This window comes from Maribacter sp. (assembly GCF_039968975.1).
GTDB lineage: Bacteria > Bacteroidota > Bacteroidia > Flavobacteriales > Flavobacteriaceae > Maribacter.
This window is the reverse complement of the sequence record NZ_JBDVOT010000256.1, coordinates 1-15,272: the sequence shown is the minus strand read 5'-3', so window position 1 is coordinate 15,272 and position 15,272 is coordinate 1. Positions and strand designations below refer to the sequence as shown.

Sequence of the window (15,272 nt, the reverse complement as noted above, 5' to 3'; positions counted from 1 at the left end):
TATCATCCATAGCTTCTATAACGGTTTCAACAGCTTCCTCCCCTACTTTTTGAGCAACTTTATTAATGCCTTTCTTAAATAACGAAGCTACATAAGATTTACTATCATCGGCAGTTGTTCTACGTTCTTCAATAGTATTTTCTAATTCAGAGAAAAATCCGAAGTTAGAATGGTTTTCTTCTTTCCAACAGGTATCGGTACCTGTATGGCATGTTGGACCTACAGGATTTACATTGATTAAAAGAGAATCGTTATCACAATCGTTTTTAATGGATACCAGGTTTAAGAAGTTGCCACTTTCTTCTCCTTTAGTCCATAAGCGCTGTTTTGAGCGACTAAAAAAAGTAACCTTACCACTATCAGTAGTTTTTTTCAAAGCCTCAGCATTCATGTAGCCAAGCATTAATACATTCTTAGTACGAGCATCTTGTATAATTGCTGGTACCAATCCGTCACTCATTTTATCCCAATTTGGTGTATTAAACTCCATATGTATTGTATTCTAATTTTATTTTTATTCTATTTTAAACCTTCAACTTTAAAATCGGTCACTCAGCGTAGCCAAAGTGAATATAGATGTTCCCAAGCCTTCGACTGCGCTCAAGATGACATTGTTTTTTATAATATTAATCCGGTCACTGAGCGTAGCCGAAGTTCGATAATCAAAACTGAACACTGCGACTGCCAACTGATAACCGAACACTGAAAACTAAACTCTAACCGGAATACCGTTCTCCTTCAACTCTTGTTTCAACTCCTGTATACCTATTTCTTTAAAGTGAAAAACACTTGCCGCTAATGCCGCATCAGCCTTACCATCTTTAAAGGTATCGGTAAAATGTTGTTTATTACCAGCACCACCAGAAGCAATTATTGGAATATTCAATTCTGTTGATAATCTAGCCAAAGCTTTATTTGCGAATCCGTCTTTTGTACCATCATTATCCATAGAAGTAAATAGAATTTCCCCTGCTCCACGCTCTTCTACTTCCTTTGCCCATTCAAACAACTTACGTTCTGTTGGCACTTTACCACCAACCAAATGCACTATCCATTCACCATCTATTTGTTTGGCATCTATGGCAACTACAATACATTGCGAGCCAAACTTAGCAACCAAATCATTAATTAACTGAGGATTCTTAACCGCGGATGAATTAATGGAAACCTTATCTGCACCGTTATGTAACAATACATCTACGTCTTCAACAGATGAAATACCACCACCAACAGTAAAAGGAATATTTACCTTTTCGGCAACACGGAATACTAAATCTGCCAAAGTTTTTCTTTTCTGTTCCGTTGCAGATATATCTAGAAAAACCAATTCATCGGCGCCTTCTCGACTATAAATTTCGGCTAGTTCAACTGGGTCACCAGCATCACGTAGATCCACGAAATTAACACCTTTTACAGTTCTACCGTCTTTGATATCTAAACAAGGAATTATTCTTTTTGCAAGCATTTTTTTAAAAGTATTAAGTACTAAGTACTAAGTGTTCTTTATAAATTTCAAGTTATTAAATACAGCAATCCCAGTACTTGATACTTTGTACTCTGTACTTGATACTATTTTTTCGTTACTCATTTTTAATATTCAAATCGACTCCGTCATAAAACCCTAAGTCCTTCTCTTTTATCAGTTTCACATAAAAAGCTATTTGACCGGTGTGATAAGAATAATGCTCTACGGCGTGCATAATGGCACCAACTCCGGAAAAAGACATTCCTTGTATTGACCTTACTTTTATTAACTTCTCTACTGTTGAATCAAAAATGACACGTTTTACTGAATCTACCGTATCTTCTAATTTATGCAATAACTCTTCTTTGGTCAGCCCAGAATTCACGGAAAACTCAGCATCTCTATTTCTATTATCATCCATTTCACCCAAAGAAGAAATAACGTATTGTGTCATATTTCCACACAGGTGCAAGATAAGGTTCGCCATACTGTTCAAAGATGAATTAGGCTTTTGCCAAATTTCTTCTTCTGAAATTTCAACAAGACTTTTCTTTATCATACGCGTACTTTCATCCAAACGGTATAACGCGTTCTCAACAATTTCTTGAACTAAGCGATCTTCTTTATCCATTACTTAAAATATATGATTCTAGTTGTTTTAGGCTTATTCGGTTCTCGTAGATAGCTTTACCAATTATAGTCCCTTCACAGCCTATTTCCGCTAATTTGGGTAACTCATCAAAAGTTGATATTCCGCCACTGGCAATTAATTTTACCCCCTTTTCCGTAGCGTTTATAATCTTGGCATATAAATCAAAAGAGGGACCTTCTAACATGCCGTCTTTACTGATATCCGTACAAATGACATATTGAATACCTTTTTCTTGATACGACTGTATAAACGGTAGCAATTCTTCCTTAGATTCTTCTAACCAACCCGAAACCGCAACTTTTTCATCCATAGCATCTGCTCCAAGAATAATTTTATCTGAACCGTGTTTATCTATCCAACCAAGGAAAGTATCAGGGTCTTTTACCGCAATACTACCTCCGGTAATTTGTTTGGCACCACTTTCAAAAGCAATACGCAAATCTTCATCGGTTTTTAATCCTCCACCAAAATCAATCTTTAAACTGGTTTTAGAAGCAATCTGCTCCAACACTTTATGGTTTACAATATGCTTTGATTTTGCGCCATCTAAATCAACCAAATGTAAATATTCAATTCCGTGAGCTTCAAATTCTTTTGCGATTTCTAACGGATTCTCATTATATATTTTTTTGGTATCGTAATCACCCTTTGAAAGGCGAACACATTTACCGTCTATGATATCTATGGCTGGTATTATTCTCATTTTTAAAGTAGTATTAAGTACTAAGTCCTTAGTATTAGGTGTAAAGTCTCAACTTTATGTTATCTCAATTTTTTTTGTAATGCAAAGTTCATATTCTTAATTTCTTTACATAATGCTAATGCATCATTTATTTCAGTTTCTGATAAAAATTTCAAATTTACAGTTAGTATTAACTGTGTTTCAAGCTCTGTGGTTGACCCATTTGCAATATTTAGAAAATGAGCGAATTCTTTTTTAGAATTTCTTCCTGCACCTTCAGCGATATTTGAAGGTATAGAAACACTACATCTTTTAATCTGAGAAGTTAAACCGAACTTTTCTTCATCAGGCAACCCTTTAGAAAGGAAATAAACAGCTTCCACAAGCTTCATTCCTTTTTTCCAAATATGTAGTTCTCTATAATTATTCATTTACTTAATACTCTTTACTTAATGCTTAATACTCTACAACTATAAAGAAAGAAAGTTTTCAAGCATCTTCTCACCTACATCACTACTCTTTTCCGGGTGAAACTGGGTACCATAAAAATTATCTTTTTTTAATGCAGCACTATAAGCTAAACCATAATCACAAGTAGCAATAGTTTCAGCACAAATAGGAGCGTAAAAACTATGCACTAAATAGATATGCTCCTTCTCCTCAACATCTTTAAAGAGTCTAGATTTTAGATCGACAATTTGATTCCATCCTATCTGTGGAACTTTTACCGTATCATCAAATTTAACGACATCAACATCAAAAATTCCGAGTCCGGTTGTGTTTCCTTCTTCAGATGAGTTACACATTAATTGCATACCTAGGCAAATACCTAAAACAGGCTGTTTTAAAGTTGGAATTATTTTGTCCAAGCCACTATCACGAAGCTTATGCATAGCACTACTTGCTTCCCCTACTCCCGGAAAAATTACTTTGTCGGCATTCTGTATTTCTTGAACATCATTGCTTAAAACAGCCTCGTAACCCAATCGTTTTATAGCGAATTTTATGCTCTGTATATTTCCAGCTCCGTAATTTATTATTACAATTTTCATAAGCACAAATACAATTTTAAAGGTACAAAGTACAAGGTGTTTATCTTATTTTTCATATTCTACTTTCTATTTGCTCTTGTCGTTTTTATAGAGGCTACAATTATTGCCAAAAGTTCTTTAGCCTCATTATGCAATTTGATTATCTCTTCTTTTCTATTAGAATTGACTTCTGAAAATAATTCTAACCAGTATGCAGATTCATCTATTTCTTCTTCAACGATCTTAAGTTTATTTATAAAATCAGCAGTTGATTTAGCTCTTTGCGAAGCTCTATAGTTTGCACCAACTGAGCTAGAACTTCGTATCAATTGACGTACCCATGCATCTAATTCTCGAGATCGTGGAATTTGTTCACAAAATAACCAACAGTCAACAGCAAATTGTTTTGTGCGCTTTTTTAAATCTTGCATCACTTCGTACTTTTAACATCTAACCTTGTACCTTACAATACTCCTTTCGTACTCGGTAATACCATTTTCTCAACATCTCTTTTTACAGACATTTTAATACTCTTGGCAAAGGCTTTGAAAATGGCTTCAATTTTATGATGCTCGTTGGTACCTTCTGCTTTGATATTCAAATTTGCTTTTGCTCCGTCAGTGAATGATTTAAAGAAATGATGAAACATTTCTGTTGGCATATCGCCTACCATTTCACGCTTAAAGTCTGCATCCCATACCAGCCAATTTCGCCCTCCAAAATCTATGGCAGATTGCGCTAAACAATCATCCATAGGTAAACAGAATCCGTATCGTTCAATACCAAGCTTGTTTCCTAATGCAGTATGAAATACTTCACCTAATGCAATACCGGTATCTTCTATAGTATGGTGTTCATCAACTTCAAGGTCACCATCTATCTTGATGGTTAAATCCATTTGCCCATGACGAGCCAATTGATCCAGCATATGATCAAAGAATGCCAATCCGGTTTTAATATCACTTTTACCGGTACCATCTAGATTTAGCTTTATTGCAATATCTGTCTCATTGGTTTTCCTATGAATTTCAGCAGTTCTATCATTCAACTTCAAGAACTCATAAATCTTTTCCCAATCATTACTTTCAATTGCGATATGACTATCTAGCTCATCTCGTTTTACCGTTATCTCGCCTGTACCCAAATTGGTTTCATCATTGATAAAGATACCTTTAGACCCAAGGTTTTTAGCTAATTCCATATCGGTAAGGCGATCACCGATTACAAAAGAATTCTCTAAATCATAATCTTCAGAAAAATACTCTGTCAAAAGCCCGGTGCCGGGCTTTCTAGTATCGGCATTTTCATGCGGAAAAGTTCTATCTAAAAAGACCTTGTTAAAAACTACCCCTTCATTTTCAAAAGATTTAAGAATAAAATTGTGAACTGGCCAAAACGTATCTTCTGGAAATACATCAGTACCCAAACCATCTTGGTTAGTAATCATCACCAATTCATAATCTAATTCTTTAGCAATTTTGCCTAGATATGTAAATGATTTCGGATAGAAAATCATCTTCTCAAAAGCATCTATCTGCTCATCTACAGTTTCTTTGATAATAGTGCCATCACGATCAATAAACAACACTCGTTTTTTACTTTCCATATTAGTTTGATATTGCTTTTAATGCGCTAATTAATGTTTCATTTTCTTTATTTGTACCCACAGTAAAACGAAGGGTATTCTCACACAAAGGCTGTGTAGTTCTGTTTCTTACTACTACCCCTTGTGCCAATAATTGCTCATATCTTAAAGTAGCATCATCTACTTTTGCAAGAATAAAATTAGCATCTGTAGGATATATTTTTTCAACAAATGAAACTGTTTTTAGAGCCTCTTCTAATTTCATTCTTTCCGCTAAAATTTGACTTACCTCATTCTTTACAGATGCTGTATCCAAAACACGAGAGGTTGCTTTCTCTTGGGTAAGTTGATTCACATTATATGGAGGTTTAATCTTATTGATTACAGCAATAATTTCTGCGGATGCTATACAGATACCCAAACGTATACCTGCCATACCATAAGCCTTTGATAAGGTTTGTGTTACAATTAGATTTGGATACTCAGATAGTTTAGATGTCCAACTTTCATCGGATGAAAAATCGATATAAGCTTCATCAATTACAACCAATCCGTTGAAAGCATTTAAAAGCTCCTCTATGTTTTGTGTAGAGAAACTATTACCTGTAGGATTGTTGGGAGAACAAATAAACAACAGTTTTGTATGCTCATCAATGGTATTCTTTATTTTAGAAACGTTTGGCTGAAAATCATTGGTTAACAAAACCTCTTTATTTTCTACCATATTTATACCAGAAAGCACTTTATACATGCCGTATGTAGGTGGCAAGGTGATAATATTATCTTGCTTAGGCTCACAGAAAGCCCTGAACAACAAATCAAGTACTTCATCACTACCATTACCTAAAAGAATATTTTCTTCTTTAATCCCTTTCTGTTCAGCTAAAATTGTTTTTAAACCTCGCTGTTGGGGATCTGGATACCTATTGACTCCGTTTTCAAACGGATTCTCATTTGCATCTAAGAAAACCATGGTAGAACCATCTGAAACATATTCATCACGTGCTGATGAATACGGACTTAAGCCTTTTACGTTTTCTCTAGTTATGTTGTTTAAATTGAAACTCATTATTTCAACAATATATTGGTCATTGTCTCTAGGCAAAATGACATTATTTTAAACTATTTAATCTTAAGGTAACTGCATTTTTATGAGCCTCTAAACCTTCTGCTTCCGCCATTAGTTCAATAGCCCTACCTATGGTCTGAATACCTTCTTTGGTAATTTTTTGAAAAGTCATACTTTTTAAAAAACTATCTAAGTTAACACCACTATACTGCTTGGCATATCCATTAGTTGGTAAAGTATGGTTGGTGCCAGAAGCATAATCCCCAGCACTTTCAGGTGTATAATTACCAATAAAAACAGAACCGGCATTTTGAGTATTGTCGATATAAAAATCTTCATTTTCTACACATACAATGTAATGCTCTGGACCATATTCATTGATTAAGTCAATTGCATCTTGGTCGTTATCAATATATATTAGCTTACTGTTGGCAATTGCCTGTTTCGCTATTTCTTTACGTGGTAAATCCTCTAACTGTACAGCTACTTCTTTCTCAACCGCATTAATCATTCCTTTAGAAGTAGAAACCAATATTACCTGACTATCTACACCATGTTCAGCCTGACTCAATAAATCTGAAGCAACAAACGCTGCGTTTGCAGAATCATCAGCAACAACCAATAATTCTGACGGACCAGCGGGCATATCTATAGCAACACCGTATTTTGTTGCAATCTGTTTTGCCACCGTAACATATTGATTACCTGGTCCAAATATTTTATATACTTGTGGTATCGTTTCAGTCCCAAATGTCATACCCGCTATTGCTTGTATGCCACCAACTTTTACAATTTTAGTAACACCGCATAAATCTGCCGTATAAAGAATGGCAGGATTCAATTTCCCTTCTTTATCTGGTGGTGAGCATAAAACTATTTCTGAGCAACCAGCAATTGTAGCCGGTACTGCTAACATTAAAATTGTAGAAAATAATGGAGCCGTACCCCCGGGAATATACAAACCTACCTTTTGGATAGGTCTTTTTTCTTGCCAACAAGAAACACCCGCAGCAGTTTCTACTTCAACCCTACCCGTTTTCTGAGCAGTATGAAAAACTTCAATATTAGATTTTGCTAATTGAATAGCAGCTTTAAGTTCATCTGAAACTAAGGATTTAGCTTCTTCAATTTCAGCTTTGGAAACTAAAAGATTATCTAAACTAACCTTATCAAATTGTTCGGTATATTTTTTAAGAACACTATCACCGTTATCGGAAACCTCTTTAAAGATGCCGTTCACCAAACCTTCAATATCGGCAACGGTTTGGGTTGGTCGTTTTAAAACGTCAGCCCAATCTGTTTTATTCGGATTATATATTTTATTCATTTCTTTAACTAGCTATTAGCCCTAAGCTTTTGGCTTTTGGCAAAACACAAACATTAATTTAGCTAATAGCAAATGGCTAAAAGCTAAAGGCTTATTTACAATACCATTTTCTCAATTGGGCAAACTAGAATTCCCTCTGCTCCTGCTTTCTTCAATTCATCAATTACTTCCCAAAACTTGTCTTTATTGATTACAGTGTGTACTGAGCTCCAACCTTCATCAGCCAAAGGTAAAACCGTTGGGCTACGCATACCTGGCAATAGTTTGAGTATACCGTCTAATTTATCATTAGGTGCATTTAATAAAACGTATTTAGAACCTCTAGCTCTTAGAACAGACTGAATTCTAAATTGTAGTTTTTCTAAAAGTTCTTTTCTTTCTACAGTAATTTTAGGTGAGACTGCAAGTACAGCTTCACTGGTCAACATTACTTCAACTTCTTTTAAATTGTTTTTAAACAGCGTACTACCACTAGAAACAATATCACAAATAGCATCTGCTAAACCTATATTTGGTGCAATCTCTACTGATCCATTTATAATGTGTAAATCTGCCGTAACTCCCTTATCTTTCAAATAGTTCAATACTGTATTTGGATAAGAGGTTGCAATACGTTTTCCTTCAAAATCTTTAACAGAATTATAGTCAACTGATTTTGGTACAGCCAACGAAACTTTACATTTAGAGAAACCAAGCCTTTCTGCAATTGAAATGTCTTCTCCTTTTTCAATCAAGACATTTTCGCCAATGATAGCAATATCAACAACTCCATCTCTTAAGTATTGAGGAATATCTCCATTTCTTAAATAAAATACTTCCATAGGAAAATTTCTGGACGAAGCCTTCAATTGGTCTTTACCATTATCTATGGAAATTCCGCAGTCTTTTAAAATTTGAAGGGACTCCTCATTAAGTCTTCCCGATTTCTGAATAGCAATTCTAATTTTAGTCATTTTCTTAATTTAATGCTTGGCAACCAAAAGAGATTTAAATACAAAACCCGTTTGATTGCTCAAACGGGTTTTTAAAATATGTTGTTCTACTACAATACATTCCTACCTCGCCTGAGCGTGAATATGGAAATGATGATGTGTAGTTCTATTTTTCATTATACTGTAAAAGTAAAAGGTATTTTTCATTTCACAAAACAAAAGTTTGAAATGAAACAAAAATAATTAAGTACGTGTTTTAGTTATTCCCTAGAATTAGAGGAAGACCAGATTCACCACCACCAACTACAATCACTTTAGAATTAGGTGATTCAGACAATTTCAACGTTGCATCTATACCTTTATCCTGAAGAATTTTATCTGTTAAAGAAGCACTTAAAATTCTATTCGCATCTGCCTTACCTTGAGCTTCTATAGTTACTTTTTCTGCTTCTTTCTTAGCCGTAACTAAACGGAACTCATATTCTAAAGACTCTTGCTCTTGCTTCAATTTTCTTTCAATTGCATCTTTAATTGTTGGCGGTAACGTAACATCTCTAACTAAAATTTCATTTAATTGAATATACTCGCGTTCTACAATTTTCTGAGTCTCATCAAATATTTCTTGTTGAATAGCATCTCTCTTGCTAGAATATAATTGCTCTGGAGTATATCTACCAACAACTGAACGTGCAGCAGATCTTATTGTAGGCAATAAAACACGCTGTACATAATCTTCACCTTTTTCTTGGTGTAGTTTCCCTAAATCATTTCTAATTGGTTCAAACCAAGCCGAGGCTTCCAATTTAATATCCAAACCATTACTAGAAAGAACATTCATTTTCTCTAGAACTTCTTGTTGTCTTACTTCATATATAAAAACCTTGTTCCAAGGCGCTACAAGATGAAAACCCTCACCCATAGGTGGCTCATCTGTAACCACGCCATCACCAAACGTTTTGTACAAAACGCCTGCCTGACCAGAGTCTATTGTAACTGTTGATTTTGAAATTGCAATTACTACTACAATAAAAATAAATATTGCGGGTAACGCAATCTTAGGTAATTTATCCATTAATGTTTATTTAAATTAATCCGTTATATTTTCTGATAAACCACTCTGCTGCAAAAGCAAATACTATAAGCCCCAAAAGCAATTTATAATCAACCAAAGATACGATATTTTCAGTGCTTTTCTCTGTAGGCACATATGCATCATTTTCTTTTAAATCTTGTACCAAAGCTTTTATTTGGGATGGATAAAATAATTTACCGCCATTATCTACAGCCAGTTTCTCCATCTTAGCATTATCACTAGATACGAACAGATTTTCCATATCAAATTCTGAAATAACAAAACTTCCTGAACTTGATTTAGATTCATTTTCTACCGAAACCACAAACTCATAAGAACCGGCAATTAAGTTAGAAAGATCAGCCTCAAAATACCCGTTTTTTAAAACCATTGGGTTTGTTTGTACCTTTTTAGTATTTGAATTGGTTACTTTAATAGTAACTCTGGCATTTGGATCGAATAAAAATGCTTCATCAAAATAAGTTGCAGTGATTACGGTGTTACTACTACCTTCATACACCTTCTCATAATCCACATTTAACCTTGATTTGTTTTTTGAGCTGGTTAGATAACGAATTAAATTCCCGATAAATTCATCGAAATTGACAAAATTGTTTGTATTTCTGTAGGTCTGCATTCTCCATTTCCATAGGTTCTCCCCTAGTAAAAAAGCTTGTTTTCCAGAATTTTGTTCCATAACAGCCAATAATGGTTGCTGAACATCTAATCCCTTTATTTGAGTACCTAACAAGGCGTCATAGGGAGCTGTAATTAAAATAGGTCCCGCATCACTAATCAATGGAGGAAAATCTGTAAGATCAAACTTAGAGATGTCATATTTTGTAAACCCATTATTAAGTAATCCAAAAACTTCTTGCTCAGGATATCCATTTTCTATTTCAAGTCCAACATTATTCATATTTAAAAAAGAATAATCTGTTTTTGAACCTGCTATAATAAATGTATTGGCATTCATACTTTTGGCAAAATCAAAAGCATTTTTAAATTTTGTCGTTGGTTGATAAAATATAAATAAATCAATTTCTTCTAAGATACTATTCTTGGCATTTGATTTTAGAATAGATACTTCTCTCTGTTCATTGCTTTCAATAGCCTTTTTTAGTGCTCCCAAATCTGGATGCATAATATCTGATACTAAAGCAATTTTAGTTTTTTCATCGATTACCTCAATACTAGTACTTCTTCGGTTATTCTCTATATTTCGCTCTTCAGGTAATTGAGTTACTTCAACCGATAGTTTTTTTATACCTACAGAATTTGCATCGATTTCTATGGCAATATTCTTGAAATTGGACTCCCCATCAAATTTCAAATTTTCTTTGTGTACAACCTTATCGTTCATTTTTACCGATACAGTTGCAGAAACAGATGTCTGTCCTTGGTAAGAAACATAGGTTTCTAATGGGAATTTATTTTTTAAAAAAGCATACTTATTCGTTAAAATTGGTCCAACCGAAATATCTTTATACTTGGTAGTATCTCCTAAGACTACGGCGTAAATAGTATTATCAGGATTTGTTTTTGCATAACTATAATCCGCACCAATAGTCTGGTTACCATCTGAAAACAAAATAGTTACTGTTTGTTCGCGAGCATAAATATCTTTTAAAGCAGAAAGTGATTTGTAAATATTAGTATTCTTTTCAGTAAAAGATAAGCTATCAAGAGCATCTAATTTTGATCCAAATGTATAGGATGCTATTTTAAATCTGTCCGTAACCTCTTTAGAATTCTCTAATTCAGAAATTAAAAGCTGTAAATCATCTTCACTTTTTAATATGGAGGTAGAGTTGTCGGCAAGAATAACCAAATTCGGTTTTTCTAATGTATATGTCTTCTGTGAAAACTTAGGATTAATTAGCAGTACCAACAATCCAAAAATACCAATAAAACGCAAAAAGGCTAAAAGCCAATGAATCTTGCTTTTAGCCTTCTGCTTATATATGTACTGAAAAACAACGATACCCAGCGCTACTATTGCAGCAAGAATAATATACAATACCGTTATGCTCTCCATGTATGTTATAAAGTTGAACTTAAAAAAGGAACAGCGTATTACTGCCCCAAAGTAAATTTATTTTGACTTAGGTAAGCATACCACCATCAACATTCAATACTTGACCTGTAACATAGCTAGATAAATCTGATGCAAAATAAAGACAGGCATTGGCTATATCTTCAGTGCTACCACCTCTTTTTAATGGAATACCATCTCTCCAACCCTGTACAGTTTTCTCGTCAAGCTTATCGGTCATTTCTGTTTCAATGAATCCTGGCGCAATGGCATTACATCTAATATTTCTAGAACCTAATTCTAAAGCTACAGACTTTGTAAAACCGATCATACCTGCTTTTGAAGCGGCATAATTTGTTTGTCCTGCGTTACCTTTTACCCCAACAACACTACTCATATTAATAATAGAGCCTTTACGTTGCTTTAATAAAGTTCTTTGAACTGCCTTAGTCATATTAAAAACAGACTTCAAGTTAATATCGATAACCGCATCGAAATCAGCTTCTGACATACGCATAAGCAGATTATCCTTGGTAATACCAGCGTTATTGATTAATACGTCTATTCTTCCGTCAAAATCTTCCAAAACTTTAGTTACCAATTCTTCTGCTTCTTGAAAACTGGCAGCGTTACTTTTGTAAGCCTTAGCTTTTACACCTTTTGCTGTTAGCTCTTTCTCCAATTCTAAAGCGGGAGCTTCACTTGAGCTATATGTAAATGCAACATTGGCACCGTGATCGGCAAAAACCTGGGCTATACCCATACCAATTCCTCTACTTGCACCTGTAATTATGACGTTTTTATCTTCTAATAATTTCATAAGTCCGTTATTTAAAACCGAAGTTTATCAAATATACCTTTTGTTTAATTTATAGGCTAAAAAAAATCCCGCTATAAACGGGATTTTATATGAAAAATATGAGTTATTAACCCATTACTTCTTTTACTTTTAAACCAATTTCAGCAGGAGAATCTACTACGTGAATACCACAATCTCTCATGATTTGTTTCTTAGCTTGCGCAGTATCATCGCTACCACCAACAATAGCACCTGCGTGACCCATTGTTCTACCTGCAGGAGCAGTTTCACCGGCAATAAAACCAACAACTGGTTTTTTACTTCCACTAGCTTTGTACCACTGAGCAGCATCTGCCTCTAATTGTCCGCCTATTTCACCAATCATAACCACACATTTAGTTTCTGGGTCATTGATCAAAAGTTCAACAGCTTCTTTTGTAGTCGTTCCAATAATTGGATCACCACCGATACCAATTGCAGTTGTAATACCTAAACCTTGACGTACTACTTGATCAGCAGCCTCATAAGTTAATGTACCAGATTTAGATACAATACCTACGTTACCTTCTTTGAAAACGAAACCTGGCATAATACCAACTTTTGCCTCACCAGGAGTAATAACACCAGGACAGTTAGGACCTATTAAACGACAATCTCTATTTTTAATATAGTTGGCAACCTTCACCATATCAGCCACAGGAATACCTTCTGTAATTGTAATAATAACTTTTATACCAGCTTCTGCAGCTTCCATTATTGCATCTGCAGCAAATGCTGGCGGAACAAAAATGATAGTAGTATCTGCACCAACTTTCTCAACAGATTCGGCAACCGTATTAAATACTGGTTTACCTAAATGCTCTTGTCCTCCTTTACCCGGAGTAACACCACCTACGATATTAGTACCGTACTCAATCATCTGTCCAGCATGGAAAGTACCTTCACTACCAGTGAAACCTTGTACGATTATTTTTGAATCCTTATTAACTAATACGCTCATACTACTGTAATTTTATTTTTTTTGTTAGAACAAAAATATAAGTTGTTAATGAATTTTAAAGCATTAACGCACTTATTTATTATCCATTTTTTTAATTATTTGTGGAATTTGCTTCAAATAAGCCAATTGTTTCAATTTTTCTCGAGATTCTTCTATAGGTGTACCAAAATAACTCTTGCCTCCCTTCACAGATTTTGTAACTCCCGTTTGCCCCATTATAACCGCTTTAGCACCAATAGTAATTCCACTATTTGTACCAACCTGCCCCCAAATGGTAACTTCATCTTCAATAATGACACAACCAGCTATACCCGTTTGTGATGCTATTAAACATTTTTCTCCTATAACGGTATCATGACCAACATGAACTTGATTGTCCAATTTGGTACCAAAACCTATGGTAGTATCACCGGTAACCCCTTTATCAATAGTACAAAGTGCACCAATATCTACATTATCCTTTAATACAACCCTTCCTCCAGAAATTAATTTATCAAATCCTTCTGGTCGTTTTTTATAATAAAAGGCATCTGCACCTAATACACTACCAGCGTGTATGGTTACATTATTACCTATTACACAATTATCATAGATAGTAACATTAGAATGAATTAGGCAATTATCACCTATTTCTACATTATTACCAATGAATGAGTTTGGTTGAATTAGAGTATCTTTTCCAATTTTTGCAGTTTCAGCAATGTTCTGACTACTAGGTACAAAAGGCTGAAAGAAAGAGGTCAACTTATTAAAATCTCTAAACGGATCATTTGAAATCAATAACGCTTTACCTTTAGGGCATTCAACATTCTTATTGATTAAAATTACCGTAGCATTAGATTCTAACGCCTTATCATAATACTTTGGGTGATCTACAAACACGATATCTCCAGATTCTACAACATGAATCTCGTTCATTCCCAGCACGGGGAAATCATCATGCCCAACATATTCACTAGATATAATATCTGCGATTTGTTTTAACGAAAAAGTAGTCGGAAATTTCAATTGACAGGCTTAAGTCTAATTAATGATGAATAAAGAAGATTACTCCTTAACACGTTCCATATAAGAACCGTTAGAAGTATCAATTTTAACCTTATCACCTTCGTTTATAAATAACGGTACATTTACTTCTGCACCAGTTTCTACCGTTGCCGGTTTTGTGGCATTTGTTGCCGTATTTCCTTTAACCCCTGGCTCAGTGTACGTAATTTCTAAAATTACACTAGCAGGCATATCTACAGAAAGTGGCATATTATCCTCTGTGTTGAACATAATCTTAACTACTTCACCTTCTTTTAAAAGTCCTGGTGCATCCAAAGAACTTTCTTCAAGCGTAATTTGATTATAATCATCTATATTCATGAAATGATACGTCTCCCCTTCTGGATACAGGTATTGATAAGAACGTGTTTCTACACGAACATCCTCTATTTTATGACCAGCAGAAAAAGTATTATCCAATACTTTTCCTGAGGTTACACTTTTTAATTTTGTACGAACAAAAGCAGGACCTTTACCCGGTTTTACGTGTAAAAATTCAATTATTTTGTAGATATCATTGTTATATCTAATGCAAAGTCCTTTTCGTATATCTGATGTAGATGCCATTCGTAATGA

General features: G+C 34.4%; 17 protein-coding genes. All 17 read right to left on the bottom strand.

What is annotated here, in order from left to right; all coding sequences use genetic code 11:
- A partial coding sequence (gene hisIE / locus ABJI11_RS17715) for a bifunctional phosphoribosyl-AMP cyclohydrolase/phosphoribosyl-ATP diphosphatase HisIE (RefSeq protein WP_348355314.1) occupies nt 1-490 on the bottom strand: 490 nt, incomplete at its 3' end.
- Between the two features lie 219 nt (nt 491-709).
- Nucleotides 710-1,465: an imidazole glycerol phosphate synthase subunit HisF gene (gene hisF, locus ABJI11_RS17710; RefSeq protein ID WP_348355311.1), complete on the bottom strand. Its 756-nt coding sequence runs from the start codon at nt 1,463-1,465 to the stop codon at nt 710-712.
- A gap of 115 nt (nt 1,466-1,580) precedes the next feature.
- Nucleotides 1,581-2,096, bottom strand: a complete 516-nt coding sequence (locus ABJI11_RS17705; protein ID WP_348355308.1) for a DinB family protein — start codon at nt 2,094-2,096, stop codon at nt 1,581-1,583.
- Nucleotides 2,089-2,820 (bottom strand): 1-(5-phosphoribosyl)-5-[(5-phosphoribosylamino)methylideneamino]imidazole-4-carboxamide isomerase, encoded by a 732-nt coding sequence (hisA, locus tag ABJI11_RS17700; protein WP_348355305.1) that lies wholly within the window; start codon nt 2,818-2,820, stop codon nt 2,089-2,091. Before hisA ends, ABJI11_RS17705 begins: the two co-directional genes overlap by 8 nt.
- 59 nt (nt 2,821-2,879) lie before the next feature.
- Entirely contained in the window at nt 2,880-3,230 is a 351-nt protein-coding gene (locus tag ABJI11_RS17695; RefSeq protein WP_348355302.1) for a four helix bundle protein, read from the bottom strand.
- Nucleotides 3,231-3,269: 39 nt separating this feature from the next.
- Nucleotides 3,270-3,851, bottom strand: a complete 582-nt coding sequence (hisH, locus tag ABJI11_RS17690) for an imidazole glycerol phosphate synthase subunit HisH (protein ID WP_348355299.1) — start codon at nt 3,849-3,851, stop codon at nt 3,270-3,272.
- A 59-nt stretch (nt 3,852-3,910) separates the two neighbouring features.
- Nucleotides 3,911-4,261: a four helix bundle protein gene (locus ABJI11_RS17685; protein ID WP_348355296.1), complete on the bottom strand. Its 351-nt coding sequence runs from the start codon at nt 4,259-4,261 to the stop codon at nt 3,911-3,913.
- A 32-nt stretch (nt 4,262-4,293) separates the two neighbouring features.
- Nucleotides 4,294-5,436, bottom strand: coding sequence for a bifunctional histidinol-phosphatase/imidazoleglycerol-phosphate dehydratase HisB (gene hisB, locus ABJI11_RS17680; protein WP_348355294.1), 1,143 nt, complete (start codon nt 5,434-5,436; stop codon nt 4,294-4,296).
- A 1-nt stretch (nt 5,437) separates the two neighbouring features.
- Nucleotides 5,438-6,484 (bottom strand): histidinol-phosphate transaminase, encoded by a 1,047-nt coding sequence (gene hisC / locus ABJI11_RS17675; RefSeq protein ID WP_348355319.1) that lies wholly within the window; start codon nt 6,482-6,484, stop codon nt 5,438-5,440.
- 43 nt (nt 6,485-6,527) lie between these two features.
- Nucleotides 6,528-7,811: a histidinol dehydrogenase gene (gene hisD, locus ABJI11_RS17670; RefSeq protein ID WP_348355291.1), complete on the bottom strand. Its 1,284-nt coding sequence runs from the start codon at nt 7,809-7,811 to the stop codon at nt 6,528-6,530.
- Between the two features lie 95 nt (nt 7,812-7,906).
- Nucleotides 7,907-8,764 (bottom strand): ATP phosphoribosyltransferase, encoded by an 858-nt coding sequence (gene hisG, locus ABJI11_RS17665; protein WP_348355288.1) that lies wholly within the window; start codon nt 8,762-8,764, stop codon nt 7,907-7,909.
- Nucleotides 8,765-8,999: 235 nt separating this feature from the next.
- Entirely contained in the window at nt 9,000-9,815 is an 816-nt protein-coding gene (locus ABJI11_RS17660; protein ID WP_348355285.1) for a prohibitin family protein, read from the bottom strand.
- A 10-nt stretch (nt 9,816-9,825) separates the two neighbouring features.
- Complete coding sequence (locus ABJI11_RS17655) at nt 9,826-11,853, bottom strand: VWA domain-containing protein (RefSeq protein ID WP_348355282.1); 2,028 nt, start codon at nt 11,851-11,853, stop codon at nt 9,826-9,828.
- A gap of 67 nt (nt 11,854-11,920) precedes the next feature.
- Entirely contained in the window at nt 11,921-12,670 is a 750-nt protein-coding gene (fabG, locus tag ABJI11_RS17650) for a 3-oxoacyl-[acyl-carrier-protein] reductase (RefSeq protein WP_348355279.1), read from the bottom strand.
- 106 nt (nt 12,671-12,776) lie between these two features.
- Nucleotides 12,777-13,649, bottom strand: coding sequence for a succinate--CoA ligase subunit alpha (gene sucD, locus ABJI11_RS17645; RefSeq protein WP_276493070.1), 873 nt, complete (start codon nt 13,647-13,649; stop codon nt 12,777-12,779).
- Nucleotides 13,650-13,721: 72 nt separating this feature from the next.
- A complete protein-coding gene (locus ABJI11_RS17640) occupies nt 13,722-14,657 on the bottom strand; it encodes a UDP-3-O-(3-hydroxymyristoyl)glucosamine N-acyltransferase (protein ID WP_348355276.1) in 936 nt (311 codons plus the stop codon).
- Nucleotides 14,658-14,696: 39 nt separating this feature from the next.
- Nucleotides 14,697-15,263, bottom strand: coding sequence for an elongation factor P (gene efp / locus ABJI11_RS17635; RefSeq protein WP_348355317.1), 567 nt, complete (start codon nt 15,261-15,263; stop codon nt 14,697-14,699).
- Nucleotides 15,264-15,272 lie beyond the last annotated feature (9 nt).

Bases quoted from the DNA above. Each gene is read 5' to 3' on its own strand.
- hisG (WP_348355288.1), bottom strand. From the start codon at position 8,764: ATGACTAAAATTAGAATTGCTATTCAGAAATCGGGAAGACTTAATGAG.
- fabG (WP_348355279.1), bottom strand. From the start codon at position 12,670: ATGAAATTATTAGAAGATAAAAACGTCATAATTACAGGTGCAAGTAGA.
- hisF (WP_348355311.1), bottom strand. From the start codon at position 1,465: ATGCTTGCAAAAAGAATAATTCCTTGTTTAGATATCAAAGACGGTAGA.
- ABJI11_RS17695 (WP_348355302.1), bottom strand. From the start codon at position 3,230: ATGAATAATTATAGAGAACTACATATTTGGAAAAAAGGAATGAAGCTT.
- ABJI11_RS17705 (WP_348355308.1), bottom strand. From the start codon at position 2,096: ATGGATAAAGAAGATCGCTTAGTTCAAGAAATTGTTGAGAACGCGTTA.
- ABJI11_RS17685 (WP_348355296.1), bottom strand. From the start codon at position 4,261: ATGCAAGATTTAAAAAAGCGCACAAAACAATTTGCTGTTGACTGTTGG.
- hisC (WP_348355319.1), bottom strand. From the start codon at position 6,484: ATGAGTTTCAATTTAAACAACATAACTAGAGAAAACGTAAAAGGCTTA.
- efp (WP_348355317.1), bottom strand. From the start codon at position 15,263: ATGGCATCTACATCAGATATACGAAAAGGACTTTGCATTAGATATAAC.
- ABJI11_RS17660 (WP_348355285.1), bottom strand. From the start codon at position 9,815: ATGGATAAATTACCTAAGATTGCGTTACCCGCAATATTTATTTTTATT.
- hisB (WP_348355294.1), bottom strand. From the start codon at position 5,436: ATGGAAAGTAAAAAACGAGTGTTGTTTATTGATCGTGATGGCACTATT.
- hisA (WP_348355305.1), bottom strand. From the start codon at position 2,820: ATGAGAATAATACCAGCCATAGATATCATAGACGGTAAATGTGTTCGC.
- sucD (WP_276493070.1), bottom strand. From the start codon at position 13,649: ATGAGCGTATTAGTTAATAAGGATTCAAAAATAATCGTACAAGGTTTC.
- ABJI11_RS17655 (WP_348355282.1), bottom strand. From the start codon at position 11,853: ATGGAGAGCATAACGGTATTGTATATTATTCTTGCTGCAATAGTAGCG.
- hisH (WP_348355299.1), bottom strand. From the start codon at position 3,851: ATGAAAATTGTAATAATAAATTACGGAGCTGGAAATATACAGAGCATA.
- hisD (WP_348355291.1), bottom strand. From the start codon at position 7,811: ATGAATAAAATATATAATCCGAATAAAACAGATTGGGCTGACGTTTTA.